Annotated in this window: 14 protein-coding genes; 4 read left to right on the top strand and 10 right to left on the bottom strand. The window is 55.6% G+C overall.

What is annotated here, in order from left to right; genetic code table 11:
• Positions 1 to 5: 5 nt before the first annotated feature.
• From KJY78_RS00160 to KJY78_RS06750, 4 genes are all read right to left on the bottom strand, one after another.
• Positions 6 to 200, bottom strand: coding sequence for a hypothetical protein (locus tag KJY78_RS00160; RefSeq protein WP_214336260.1), 195 nt, complete (start codon positions 198 to 200; stop codon positions 6 to 8).
• On the bottom strand, positions 197 to 1015 hold the full coding sequence (gene rsmI, locus KJY78_RS00155; protein ID WP_214336258.1) for a 16S rRNA (cytidine(1402)-2'-O)-methyltransferase: 819 nt from the start codon (positions 1013 to 1015) through the stop codon (positions 197 to 199). The genes KJY78_RS00160 and rsmI overlap by 4 nt, the downstream gene beginning before the upstream one ends.
• A 91-nt stretch (positions 1016 to 1106) precedes the next feature.
• Entirely contained in the window at positions 1107 to 1286 is a 180-nt protein-coding gene (locus tag KJY78_RS00150) for a hypothetical protein (RefSeq protein ID WP_214336255.1), read from the bottom strand.
• A 28-nt stretch (positions 1287 to 1314) separates the two neighbouring features.
• Positions 1315 to 1938, bottom strand: coding sequence for a trimeric intracellular cation channel family protein (locus tag KJY78_RS06750; protein WP_214336253.1), 624 nt, complete (start codon positions 1936 to 1938; stop codon positions 1315 to 1317).
• An 80-nt stretch (positions 1939 to 2018) separates the two neighbouring features.
• Between KJY78_RS06750 and KJY78_RS00140 the strand changes: the two genes are divergently transcribed.
• The 3 genes from KJY78_RS00140 to KJY78_RS00130 all read left to right on the top strand — a co-directional run bounded on the left by KJY78_RS00140 (position 2019) and on the right by KJY78_RS00130 (position 4321).
• Positions 2019 to 3377 (top strand): aminotransferase class V-fold PLP-dependent enzyme, encoded by a 1359-nt coding sequence (locus tag KJY78_RS00140; protein WP_214336251.1) that lies wholly within the window; start codon positions 2019 to 2021, stop codon positions 3375 to 3377.
• Entirely contained in the window at positions 3377 to 3850 is a 474-nt protein-coding gene (gene sufU / locus KJY78_RS00135; RefSeq protein WP_214336250.1) for a Fe-S cluster assembly sulfur transfer protein SufU, read from the top strand. The genes KJY78_RS00140 and sufU overlap by 1 nt, the downstream gene beginning before the upstream one ends.
• A 228-nt stretch (positions 3851 to 4078) precedes the next feature.
• Positions 4079 to 4321 carry a hypothetical protein gene (locus KJY78_RS00130; RefSeq protein ID WP_214336247.1) on the top strand — a complete coding sequence of 81 codons (243 nt, stop codon included), beginning with the start codon at positions 4079 to 4081 and terminating at the stop codon, positions 4319 to 4321.
• A 56-nt stretch (positions 4322 to 4377) separates the two neighbouring features.
• Here KJY78_RS00130 and KJY78_RS00125 read toward each other — a convergent pair whose 3' ends face one another.
• On the bottom strand, positions 4378 to 5889 hold the full coding sequence (locus KJY78_RS00125; RefSeq protein ID WP_214336245.1) for an aminotransferase class I/II-fold pyridoxal phosphate-dependent enzyme: 1512 nt from the start codon (positions 5887 to 5889) through the stop codon (positions 4378 to 4380).
• Between the two features lie 124 nt (positions 5890 to 6013).
• Between KJY78_RS00125 and KJY78_RS00120 the strand changes: the two genes are divergently transcribed.
• Complete coding sequence (locus tag KJY78_RS00120; RefSeq protein WP_214336243.1) at positions 6014 to 7000, top strand: LysR family transcriptional regulator; 987 nt, start codon at positions 6014 to 6016, stop codon at positions 6998 to 7000.
• A gap of 118 nt (positions 7001 to 7118) precedes the next feature.
• On the opposite strand, the gene KJY78_RS00115 is transcribed toward KJY78_RS00120, so the two are convergent.
• The 5 genes from KJY78_RS00115 to KJY78_RS00095 form a co-directional block, all read right to left on the bottom strand.
• The gene (locus KJY78_RS00115; RefSeq protein ID WP_284675963.1) at positions 7119 to 8495 is read right to left on the bottom strand and encodes a DHA2 family efflux MFS transporter permease subunit; all 1377 of its coding nucleotides are present in this window, start codon (positions 8493 to 8495) and stop codon (positions 7119 to 7121) included.
• Positions 8496 to 8810: 315 nt separating this feature from the next.
• Positions 8811 to 9548 (bottom strand): amino acid ABC transporter ATP-binding protein, encoded by a 738-nt coding sequence (locus KJY78_RS00110; protein ID WP_214336239.1) that lies wholly within the window; start codon positions 9546 to 9548, stop codon positions 8811 to 8813.
• The gene (locus KJY78_RS00105; protein ID WP_348771143.1) at positions 9545 to 10402 is read right to left on the bottom strand and encodes an amino acid ABC transporter permease; all 858 of its coding nucleotides are present in this window, start codon (positions 10400 to 10402) and stop codon (positions 9545 to 9547) included. Before KJY78_RS00105 ends, KJY78_RS00110 begins: the two co-directional genes overlap by 4 nt.
• A 32-nt stretch (positions 10403 to 10434) precedes the next feature.
• Positions 10435 to 11250, bottom strand: coding sequence for an ABC transporter substrate-binding protein (locus KJY78_RS00100; protein ID WP_214336236.1), 816 nt, complete (start codon positions 11248 to 11250; stop codon positions 10435 to 10437).
• Positions 11251 to 11385: 135 nt separating this feature from the next.
• A complete protein-coding gene (locus KJY78_RS00095) occupies positions 11386 to 12681 on the bottom strand; it encodes an amidohydrolase family protein (RefSeq protein WP_214336233.1) in 1296 nt (431 codons plus the stop codon).
• Positions 12682 to 12707 lie beyond the last annotated feature (26 nt).

Raw genomic sequence — 12707 nt, 5'->3', positions numbered from 1 at the left:
AGCGTCTAACACTCTGCGTCAAAACGCGCCAGGTTGCGCGAGCGGATCGCACGCGCGGCGCTGGCGGCGCACCGCGACCGGCACGGCGCAGCGCGCGACACAGAACCGGCGCGATGGATGGCAAGCACAGGCAGTACGGCGGGCAGCGCGCACAAAGCCCAAACCCGGCACAACAAAAGCGCGCCGCGCGGCACGCTCACCTTCTCTCGGCTTGCAGCCCCATCTCATACAACTCGCGCGCGGGCACGCCAAACTCTTTAGCCGCCTCGCGCGCAGCGTCTTTCAGCCGCTCACCCGCAGCAACTCGCGCGAGCACCTGCTCGAGCACAGTCTGAGGATCCGCCGCCGCATCCGCTCCCGCAACAACCAGCACCACCTCACCGCGCAGCTCATCGGACAGGTTATCGGCAAGCTCCCGCAACGGGCCGCGCACAACCTGCTCGTGCATTTTGGTCAGCTCGCGGCACACCGCCGCCCGCCTGTCGCCTCCAAAAACCCGCGCAAACTCGGTAATCGTGGCTAGCACTCGCTTGGGCGACTCAAAAAACACGAGGGTGCGCGAGTCGCTCGCCAACTCGGCAAGACGCTTGCGCAGCGCCCCCTGTTTGCGCGGCAGAAACCCCTCAAAAGCAAACCTGTCAGTGGCGATACCAGAAATCGCGAGCGCTGCCAGCGCGGCGCTCGGCCCGGGAATCACGGTCACCGCGACATCATGCGCAACCGCAGCGGCGACAACCCTAAACCCGGGGTCTGCAACCGTAGGCATTCCCGCATCACTGACCAAAACCACCTCAGATTCAAGCGCCAGCGCAGCCAGCTCGGCGGCCTTCCGCTGCTCGTTGTGATCGTGCAACGCAACCAGCCGCGCACCCGTGGTTATTTCTAACAACCGCAGCAGCTGCCGGGTTTTGCGCGTGTCTTCGGCTGCAATAATATCCGCCGCCTGCAACGCCGCGCAGAGCCGCGGCGAGGCGTCCTGTAAATTGCCAATCGGGGTTGCTGCAATTGTAAGCATTCTACAAACGATACAGCGTCAAGGCTCAATCTAGCTTTAAAATAAATTAAATGCAAACGAATAAAGTGTCCCTTAACAGTCTCAGAACGTGCTATCTGCCGCTCACTTTTTTTACGCGCCTGCCGTTTTCGATGCTGATTGTCAGGTCGCTGACCATAGTTGTTACCGCGCGCAGCGATATTGTGCTGTGCGGAGTTATGGCGGGTGCTACCTTACAAAACCTTGACCGATGTCGCGCTCCGGCGGCATACTGCGCCTGCAGCTCACTCACAAGCGCCCGGCGGTTCCCGACGGCACAGCTAAACAAATTTTTGGCGGGCGTGCGGCAGATGCCAGCCGCGCGCGTGCGACAGCAACCGCAGCGTGATCGCAACCGATCCGCCAACAACTGACGAAATCAGAATTGTGCCCGTTAAAATCGCGAGCATCGACGCGGTAAAAGCCCCGCACAGCGCAGACACCGCGTACAGCTCGCGGGTTAGCACCCCGGGAATTATGTTCACCAACACATCGCGCACAACTCCGCCGCCAATCGCGGTAATAGTGCCAACAAAAACCGCCGTGAGCAGCGAATATCCCTGCGTTATCGCCCACGCCGCGGTGTTTGCAGAAAACAGCCCCAGCCCAAAAGCGTCAGCAACAATTTCAAGGTAGCGGCGGCGCGTAATGTGATGGTGGAAGAAAAACACCAGCAGCGCACCCGCCACCGCAACCACCACATTCGGCCAGAACACCAGACTTGTGGGCGGGTTAATCCCCAGCAGCAGGTCTTTCAGAATACCGCCGCCGATTCCCGTTGCCGCTCCAACCACGATAACGCCCAGCATATCAAGGTTATTACGCACCCCCACCAGCGCGCCCGACACGGCAAAAGCCAGAATCCCAAAAAACTGCACTGTGTGATAAACGAGTTCTAAAATCACGTTTTAATAGTATCCGCTTCAATGCGAAAATAAAAAAAACCCGGCAATCTCACCGCATACAGTGAGATAATTAAATGATTATGACGGAGCTTAACACAACCCGCACAAACTCTCAGGGCGCTGTTTTTGAGACCGCAAAAATCGCACGGATACGGGCTGATTTCCCCTATTTCAAGCAGATCGACGAGCTTAAAAGCCGGGGTGAAAAACACAGCTCGTATCTTGACACCGCAGCAACCTCGCAGCGCGTGGCGCGGGCGCTACTGGCGGAGCACGATTTCACGGTTGCGCACACCGCCGCGGTGCATCGGGGCACGAGTTTTGCCACGGGAGAAGCAAGTCTGCGCTACGAGAATGCGCGCGCTCAGATAGCTAAGTTTTTGGGATCTTCCAGCCTTTACACCCTGGTTTTTACCGGGGGCGCAACTGACGCAATAAACACCCTGGCTACCGCGATTAGCGAGGCGAGCCTGGCGGTCAGCCTGCCCGCACCGCAGCTCGCAGTTGCGGGGTCTGATAGGTTTGTGCTTGCGCGCGATGACGAGATTTTGGTGCCGGTTAGCGAACACCATGCCAACCTGATTCCTTGGCAGCGGCTGGCAGCGCGCACCGGAGCTAAGCTGGTAACCCTGCCCGTTGATGAAAACGGGCTGTGGCGTGTTGCAGAGCTACGCGAGCGTCTTAGCGCGCGCACTAAAATAGTGGCTTTTGCGCACGTTTCTAACGTTACCGGGCACACGGTTGAGGTGGCAGATACTGTGCAGGCGGTGAAACACGCTTCGCCCGATGCGATTACGGTGCTCGATGCTTGCCAGAGCGTGCCTCACCTGCCTTTTAACGCCTCCGAGAACGGGGCTGACTTCATTGTTTTTAGCGGACACAAAATGTTTGGCCCAAACGGTGTTGGCGGTTTACTAGGTAAAACAGAACTGCTAGATGCTCTTCCCCCGGCGCGCACGGGCGGCAGCGCAATCACGCTTGTTACCCCTGAAACAACAGAGTTTTTACCACCCCCGTACCGCTTTGAACCGGGCACAGGAGCCGTTTCTCAAGCTATCGCGCTCGCTGCTGCAACCGAATATTTACAAGAGCTGGGGATGCACAACATTGCTAAAACAGAAGAATTTTTAGTGTCCTACCTGCTTGATAAACTTCGTAGCGTGTCAGGGCTTAGAATTATTGGCGAGCAGCACACAAACGCGCGCGCGGCGCTCGTGTCACTTAATCTTGATGGCGTGCATCCGCACGATGTTGGGCAGGTGCTCGACTCGCTCGGGGTTATTGCGCGGGTGGGGCATCACTGCGCACAACCCCTGCACCGGGCACTCGGAATCACCGCGAGCGTAAGGTGCAGTGTTAGCTGCGCCACAACACAGGATGAAATAGACGCTTTTGTAACCGGGCTTAAAGAGGCTCAAAAATACTTTTTGGAGAGGTAATGACGGCAGGATTAGATTCACTCTATCAAGAAATTATTTTAGATCACAGCAAACGCCCGCACGGCAAGAGCGAGCTTAGCTGCGTCACAGATGAGCTTATCACCGCCTCTCACCACGAACTCAACCCGAGCTGCGGTGATGAAATAACACTTGATATTGCCTACGATAAAAAAACCGATCAGATAGTCGAGCTGAAGTGGCGGGGCGCGGGGTGTTCCATCTCGATGGCGGCCGCCTCGGTTTTGGCGCAGCTTATTAACAAGCAAAAACCAACTCCCGCAGCCGCACAAAAGCTGGTGGATGTTTTTCGCGCCATGCTGCAAACCCGCGACGGCAGTGATGTTGATAATGCGGATCTGCTCGAAGACGCAATAGCTTTTTACGGGGTTAGTAAGTTTGTGATGCGCATTAAATGCGCTATGCTCGCCTGGGTGGCGCTCGAAATAGACATTAAAAAGCTGTCTGATCAGTAGCGCGCAATCGCCTGCACGACCCGCTGCTCGGCTTCCTGCTGCCCCGCTGCTCAGCGCCTTACTGCATTACACAAATCCGCTAGACTCTCAAAATTCGCTAGGAGTCCAACAGCGCAACCGCGCGACCACCTCAATGCCATGCCGCCGCAAATTGCTTACTGTTTAGCATTAGGGCAAAATATATTTAGAACTTTTTTAACACGCTGCACACTTCATTAAGGAGCAACTATGCATTTTTCATCAGGCGTTAAAGTTACAGTTGGCGCTCTGCTAACACTCGTTTTTACAACATTTTTCGGTGTTGCAGCATACGCCAGCGACGAGCACGGTAACCATAAAATTGATACGCTTGCCCCGTTTAGCCACGTTGGCGACCCGCACAACTACATCGCGATTGCCACTGTTATGGCTGTGCTCCTGGTTGTTGTGCTCGGCACCGCCACCCTGGCATCTTCACTTTTCAAAAAATAATTAAAAATAAAAAAGGGCATCACCTATTACGATGAGCGCCCCTTGATTTTGTGATCTTATTTTTTAAGCACGCGATACTGGGTTACCAGCGGATCTTTAGCGCCGCGCACGTATCCGACTGGTGAGGCTGCAACCGCGCCCAAAAACTCAACCAGCTGCTCGGTAATAACCTCGCCCGGCACCACATTTGGAATTCCCGGCGGGTATGCCGCGAGCGAGTCAACAGAAACCCGACCGATAGCATCCGCCGCAGAAACCGTTTCAATCTCACCAAAGTAAGCGTCTTTGGGCAGCAGCACCATTTCGCCCGGGCTTGGAAATGCCGGGAATTTCTCAAGCTCCTCATTCTCGCCGCGCAAACCAGCTTTTTGCACCACGCTGTTTAGGGCATCCATGATTCTGTCAAGATCTGGCAGCGAGCCAGCACCGATAACGGCGACAATCACGGTCACAGTAGACATTTCAAAGAAAATCGCATCGTCTGCCTTCATTTTACCCTGTATCCAGTGCCCGGTTTTTGCGAGCTTAGAAACGTCGATCGCAATTCGCAGCGGATCAATCGCAACAATATCGGGGTACTCGCCAAAAGTGTCGCAGAGCAGGCTGAAGTGCTCGCTCTCGCGGATCCGCTCGCGCAGCTCGTTAGCAAGCGCAACAGATTTGCCGATCTGCGCGCGACTTGTTGCCATGGTTTTACGCGCCACATCGAGCGAGCCCTGCAAAATTGCGCTCATCGAGGTGGATGCTGTCATCATAAAAGAGCGCTCAACAAACGGCAGCAGCTTTTCTGTGTACGCGGTGTCGCACAGATGCAGCATCGCGCTCTGCGTGAGCGATCCGGCTAGCTTGTGGGTGCTCGAGATCACCAGGTCTGCGCCCAGTCTGGCGGGTGATTCTGGGAGCTGCTCGTGGAATCCAAAATGTGCGCCCCACGCGCAGTCAACAACCAGCGCCGCACCGTGTTTGTGCGCAACTTCTGCGAGTCTGGCAACATCCGCGGTCGCCCCGAAATAGCTAGGTGACACAACATAAACCGAATCAATTTTCTCAGTTGCCTGCGCAAATGCCGCCTCTAGCGCCTCTGGCGTAAGCCCGTGCGAGACACCGTTGCGCTGGTCAACATTCGGCAACACGAACGAAGGTTTCAGCCCTGCCGCGATAATGCCGTCGGTAAAGCTCGAGTGCGCACTGCGCTGCACCAGCACATTTTGCCCCAGACCGCGGATCGCAATCGCCGCCATCTTGTTAGCCTGCGAAGCTCCGTTGGTGCAGAACCAGGTTTTATAAGCCCCCCACGCTTTTGCGGCAAGCTCGTGTGCCTGCACGATCGGCGCATTAGGACCCAAGTCGATGCCGTCTAGCAGCTGTGGCAGATCAAAAGCGGCAACTTTATCGCCGAACAGGTCGGCAATCTGGGTTGTGCCACGCTTCGGATCGTTGCCGTGCCCGGGCACCATCAGCGAGATTGGAGAGCGCGCAATGTGCGCCTCTACCGCATCAACGTATGGCGTTTGTTGCTGTTCTGTAAGATCGTAGTCTGGCTCTGCCTTAGAATAAAACCCTGTCATATAGACTCCTTATAAACCCGTTTTTATTATATAAAGATTTAACCATTTCAGCCGCTCTGATAAAACCGATTTGATACTATATTTATATATAGCTATAGATACTGTATATAATTTAGGAGCGCCCTTGGAAAACTCGCAACTGCCAGATTTGCGCCAGTTTACCGCCCTTGTTGCGGTGCACAAAACCGGTTCAATCGCAGGGGCCGCTAAAAAACTTCACCTCAGCGTTGCCACGGTCAATTACCACCTTGAAAAGCTTGAGCAGGCGGTGGGTGCGCCGCTTATTTCCCGAGCCAGACACGGCAGCACGCTCACGCGGGCAGCTCTTGCAATGCTGCCAGACATCTCAGCAACCCTGGAAAACGCGGCGCACACCATCAGCAGCGCACAAGAACGCAAAACCGCGAAAAGCGACAACATAATACGCATAGGAGCTTTCCCAACCGCCGCAGCTGTGCTGCTGCCACGCATTGCTCGGCGACTCAAAAGCACCGATATTAAAATGCAGACAACTCTCGCCGAGGTTGGCACGATCTCGCAGATTATGCAGGCGGGGCTGCTCGATATCGCACTCAGCTACACCGCGAAAGCGCGGCCGCACCCCACTAAAACGAAACCACACACAACAGCAGCGCGGCAACACGCAACAGCAAACAGTCTCACAACCGCTTTACTAGCGGATCCGCTGCTGCTCGCTGTGCCGCTCACGCACCGCTTCGCTAAACTCACGCGGCTCAGTAATAAGCAGCTGCTCGAGTGCGCAGATGAGTCATGGATCAGCGGCACAACCCCCGACGACCCCGTCGATGAAAAAATTATGCGATTTTACAGCGATGCCGGAAAACCACAAAATATAAAAGTACAAACCGACGACTACGCGGTTGCGCTGGGGCTGGTGTCTGCCGGGCTTGCAATCGCGATTGTGCCACAGCTCGCTGTTTCCAAACAGAAACCGGCCGGGGTGCGGCTGGTGTCGCTTGAAGATCCGAGCTTCACCCGGCACATAGAGCTGCTAACAAACCCGCGCACGCTGCAAAATGCCCCGCTCAACAAAAACCTGAGCAGCTTCACAACCGCAGTGCTCGCCGCCACAAAAGAACTGCGCTTTTAATTTGTGGCGGCAGTCTCCCGCACCGGAAAAATACCGTTTGAACTGCGCCCGCAGAGCGCCTGCAAAACTCCGCATTTTAGCTTGCCATATCGTTTCTAATCTGCCAAGAACCGCGCTTTTAGCCTGCAACCGCAGCCTCCCGCTTCGGCAGATAAAACCACGCGACAATAACCAGCGTCACAATGCACGCGCCAACGATAAAGGCGGCGGAAGCGCCCGCGGCAACCTGCTCTGGGTTTGTTTGTGCGCTGGCGGATCCGCCAGCCACCGCCGCAAAAATTGCGACCAGCAGAGCGGTTCCCGCCGCTCCTGCAACCTGCTGCATTGTCGAGAGTATCGCGCTGCCGTGCGAGATTAGATACTTTGGCAAAATACCCATCGAGCTGGAGAAAATCGGCGTGAAGGTGAGCGCGAGACCCACACTCAAAACAATATGGCACAGCAGCAAATACCATGCCGGGCTGTTTTGCGTCAACAGCGCAAAACCCCACATCGCCACAGAAGTCATCAGCACACCGGGGAACATCACCAACCGTGCGCCATATTTATCAACAGCCCGCCCAACCGGGTTTGCCACCAGACCCATAATCAGCCCGCCGGGCAGCAACAGCAACCCGATCTCGAGTGTCTGCATTTCTAGCACGTTTTGCGCAAAAATTGGCAGCAGCACAATTATACCGAACATCGCCATCATGCTGATACTGATGATTATCACCGAAACAGAATATGTGCGATACCTAAAAACCCGCAAATCAAGCAGTGCGGAATCCGTTTTTTGCAGGCGCAACTGACGCCAAATAAAAACCGCCAGGGCGGCGAATCCCGTCACCAGCACCACCGCTGGCAGGGCACTAACACCCGCTGTTGCTGCGTGACTTCCGAAAGAATTTAACCCGTAAACCACGCTCCCAAAGCCGATCGCAGAAAACCCCACGGAGATTAAATCAATTTTCACCCGGGTATTTTCACCGACATTGCACAGCATATAAAAAGACACAATAACGGCAACCAGCACAATCGGGAGCATAAACAGGAATAGCCAGCGCCAGGTGAAATACTGCAGAATAAACCCGGATGCTGTCGGGCCGATTGCGGGGGCAACCGAGATTACGATCGAGATCCGCCCCATAATTCTGCCGCGGATCGCCGCCGGCACCACCGAGATTGTTGTTGTTATAAGCAGTGGCATTGTGATTGCTGTGCCGGTCGCCTGCACAATCCGGCCCGCGAGCAGCACTTCAAACACGGGCGCGGCCGCGCACAGAATCGTGCCAAACATGAACGCCGCCATCGCGACGAAGTACAGGAACCTGGTTGCAAATCGCCGTATCAGCGTGCCCGTTATCGGGATTACAACGCTCATTGTGAGCAAAAACGCGGTTGTGAGCCACTGCCCGGTTGAGGCATCAACGTGCATTTCTCGCATGAGCACGGGCAGCGCGACGCTCATAACAGTTTCGTTAAGGATCACAACGAATCCTGATATCAGGAGCATCCAGATTGTTAGGTTGTCTTGACCGCTTAATTTAGTTGTTGTATTTTGTAACACGTTTTCACCCATTAATTGCCCCACTCACCAGCACAAACCAACGCCAAAATAGTAAAAAAATAGCGCAGGTGTTAATTCTCTTCCCAAGAATAATACCACTCGCCCGCGGGTGATGAGCGCGAAGGCTTAGCGGATGCGCTGGCACTCGCATCCGGCAGCAACCGGCGCGCAAAGATGCGCAAATGCACTTAACACAATCGGCGCGCGCAGCAGCACGCCTGCCGCGCACCACGCACACGGGGTAGGGTCAAGCCCGATCCGCTAGAGCACGCGGCTTAAAAACTCGCTGGTTTCAGGGCGCTGCGGACTGTCAAAAACCTGCTGCGGGGTGCCCGACTCGATAATTTTGCCATCTTTAAGGTAAACAACCCTGTCGGCAACCTGTTTCGCAAAACTCATTTCGTGGGTTGCCATCATAATTGTTGTGCCCGTCGCTTTTAGCTCCCGCACAAGATCAAGCACCTCGCCAACAAGCTGCGGATCGAGCGCGCTCGTAATCTCATCAAGCAGCAACAGCTTCGGGTTGGTTGCAATAGCGCGCACAATCGCAACGCGCTGCTGTTGACCACCCGAGAGTTTATCAGGGTAGGCATCGGCTTTCTCAGCCAGCCCAATCCGCTCGAGCAGCTGCAATCCGTGCTGTTTGGCTGCTTCTTTTGACTGCCCAAAAACGTGCCGCGCCGCAAGCGTCACATTGTCAATAACCGTCAGGTGCGGAAACAGGTTGTAGTGCTGAAAAACAACCCCGATTTGCCCGCGCACGCTGTCGCTGTTGACGCGCGGATCGGTAATATCCTGCTCTCCCAGCCAGATTTGCCCGTCATCAACCTGCTCGAGCAGATTAACGGTTTTTAAGAGGGTTGACTTACCAGAGCCGGAAGCTCCGATGAGCACAACCACCTCGTGCTCGCGCACCTCAAGATCGACCCCGGCAAGCACCGTCTGCTCGCCGAAACGTTTATAAACCTGCGCGACTCGTAAAACTGTTTTTTCGGTCATACTATTGCCCCAACCTGCTCACGTTTTTGTGCGCGCTTGTTCAGCCAGTCAGTAAACCGCAAAAACGGATACGAAATCACAATAAACAGAATGCCCGCAACCAGGTAAGGGGTGAAATTGTACACCTGCGCGACCTCTATTTGAGCGGCACGGATCGCATCCACCGCACCCAAAACCGAGATTAAACCAACGTCTTTTTGCATTGACACGAAATCGTTCATCAGCGCGGGCGTGACCTTGCGCACCGCCTGCGGCATCACAACCAGCCTGATTGTTTGGTTGTGGCTTAGCCCGAGTGACCGGGATGCGATGCGCTGTGACGGGTGCACCGCCTCGATACCGGATCGCAAAACCTCTGCGACATACGCGCAGTAGCACATAACAATCGCGATTGTGCCCCAGAACTCCGGGGGCATTCGCCCGAACAGCTGCAGCGCGGGGATGCCGTAACCGACAAGGTAGAGCACCAGCAGCACCGGCACACCACGGATTAAATCAACATAGGCTGTTGCCAGCAGGCGTAGGGGCGTGAAAACCGGGGCGCGCAGCGTGCTGATAATAGCGAGCAGCGAGCCGAGAATCGCAACGCCAATAACCGCCGCTATTAAAACCCTGATGTTGAGCCACAGACCCTTAACGACTGCCGGCAACGTGTCTTGAAAAGTTTGTGCGTGAAAAAACGCTTCGCGCACTTTCTCCCAGCCTGGGCTGGAGAGCAGCACGATCGCGATAACCACAATAAAAACAACTGTGCTAGCAACGCTTATAAGATTGGCTCTAAGGCGTTTTTGCCTGCGAAAAGCCGCGCGTTCCTGCTCAACCCTGCTGGGCTGCAGCTGTTTGTTTGTGTTCACCGCGATCGCACCGTTTCTGTCTCAAATACAGCCTATTTTAGCACTGGCGCGCCGTGCTCGGCGAACCACTTTTTAGCTAGCATATCGAGCGTGCCATCCGCCGCAAGCGCCTCCAGAGCGGTGTTAACCTTTGCCGTTAACGCAGAGTCTTTTGGCAGCACAAAGGCAAGCTCGTCACCCTTCGCATCCGCCGTATCAATCTGACCGATAATCACACCGTCGCCCTCAAGCTGCGCGTCACGCACGTAAAATGCACCCGGCAGATCCGTTACAACCGCGTCAATATTGCCAGCCTGCAGCGCAGCAACAGCGTCTTCAAGAGTGTTAAAAACCTGAGCCTCTTTTAGCGGCGCGATGTTCTTGGTAACAACCTCTTTTGAGGTTGTGCCAACTGCCACACCGATCGTTGCGCCCTTCAGCTCGGCAAGGCTCTTAGCGCTAGCAAAGGAGCTGCTGTTAGCCGCAACAACAGCTTGGGTTGTTGTGTAGTAAGGCTTTGACAGATCAACAGCTTTTTTGCGTTCTTCGGTGATTGAGAACTGCTGAATGTTCAGATCCCAGTTTTTCTCGCCCGGAGCAATAGAACCCTCAAAAGTCTCGCGCACCCACTTCACATCTTCTTTTTTATAGCCCAGCTTTTCTGCAACCGCGTAGGCAACAGCGGCTTCAAAACCCTCGCCGCTCTCTGGCTTGTTATCGACAACCCACGGTTCGTATGCTGGCTCGCCGGTGGCAATTGTGAGCTTACCCTCAGTGACAGTGCCGCCCGTAGCATCACTGTTCGCACAGCCCACAAGCGCCAGAGCTGACGCCGCGAGCAGGGCGGTAATTTTTGCAATTCTTGACATTTTGTTCCTTAGACAAAGATAAACACAGTTTGTGCCTGCAAATATCGCATTCACAAGCACGAATTATATTTTACGCCCATCGCGCAGCTTCTTACGAACCCGGTCTGTAACAGTTTGTAACACAGGCGGCTAAAACTAGACTGCGGCATCTGCGCGGGATACTTCGCGCCCCGCAATAATGGTGTGCGAGCATTTGCCAGCTCCCGCCTCAACAAGCTCCGCAACCGCCTCGCGCAGCTCACGCTGCGCAATGTCAAACACCGCAAAATCCGCGGTTGCGCCTACCGCGAGCTGCCCGATCCGCTCGTTCCCAACCTGCTGCCCCAGCGCAATAGCACCGCCCAGCGTGACCGCGTGCAGCAGGCGATCGTGCAGATCCGCTTCGTGATAACCCTGCTCGCGCGCGATATCGTAGAGCAGCGCAACATCGGCGAGCGGATCGAGCGACGGCGATGACGCAAGCGAATCTGTTCCCACCGCAATCTGGTTGCCCTCGCGCAGGTACGCCGCAATCGGCGGCATATCAAGGCCGATAACCGTGTTTGAGCGCGGACACAGCGCCACGCTCGTGCCACGCGCGCGCAACAGCGCCCTGTCTGCCGCGTCGACGTAGACTCCGTGCGCAACATGACAGTCCGGTCCGAGCACGCCCAGGCGATCAACAAACATGGTTGATGAAACCCCTATGCCCTGCGAGCGCATCTGCCTGAAATTGTCTATTGCGAGCTGCTCGAGCGTTGCGTTATTGGTGCGCATAGTGCGCTCCATGTGCGCCTCTGCCAGGTGAATGTGCAGCCGCAAGCCCTGCTCGCGTGCAATATCTGGCAACTCTAGCAGCGGACGCACCGCGAGCGAGTAGGGCGCGTGCGGCGACAATCCAGCGAGCGGCGGGGTTGGAATCTGCGCCAACTGCCTGCTCACGGTCTCGCGCTGGGTGACGCCCCAGTCGTCATTGCCGTGCCCGTAAACCTCCCAGTAGGTGATGCCGTGCATTCCCGCGTCGTGCAGTGCGCTCAGCGCGGCAGCGTCGGTTACAACATCCGCCACCGCTGTTACCCCGGCGGCAAGGCTTTGCCGCGCACCGCTGGCCGCCGCCGCAGCCCAGTTGTGCGGGCGACTGTTGTAAACAGCGTCAAAAGCCGCGCTCCAGTCGTCAAAACCGCTGTAGTGGCGGCTTGCGACCTCTGCCATACAGGTGTACTGCAGGTGCGTGTGCGCGTTAATCAACCCGGGCATTAAAACTCCCTGATAACGCTGCTCCTCGTGGGCGAGCGAGCGTTCTGCGAGCTGCTCTAAAACCCATTTGCGATCGCCCACGTGTAGAATCTTGCCGTTTTTAACCGCAACCGCACCGCCTTTGATGTGCTGCCCCACAATCGGCAGCACAAAATCAGCAGTGTACAGTGTTATTTTTGAATTTGCGTTAGCCACAGATTTATTTTAGTTTAACAGATTTA

This window comes from Canibacter zhuwentaonis (assembly GCF_018531145.1).
GTDB lineage: Bacteria > Actinomycetota > Actinomycetes > Actinomycetales > Microbacteriaceae > Canibacter > Canibacter zhuwentaonis.
Note: the sequence above shows the minus strand (reverse complement) of the source record. Positions and strands in the feature narration are given on the sequence as shown.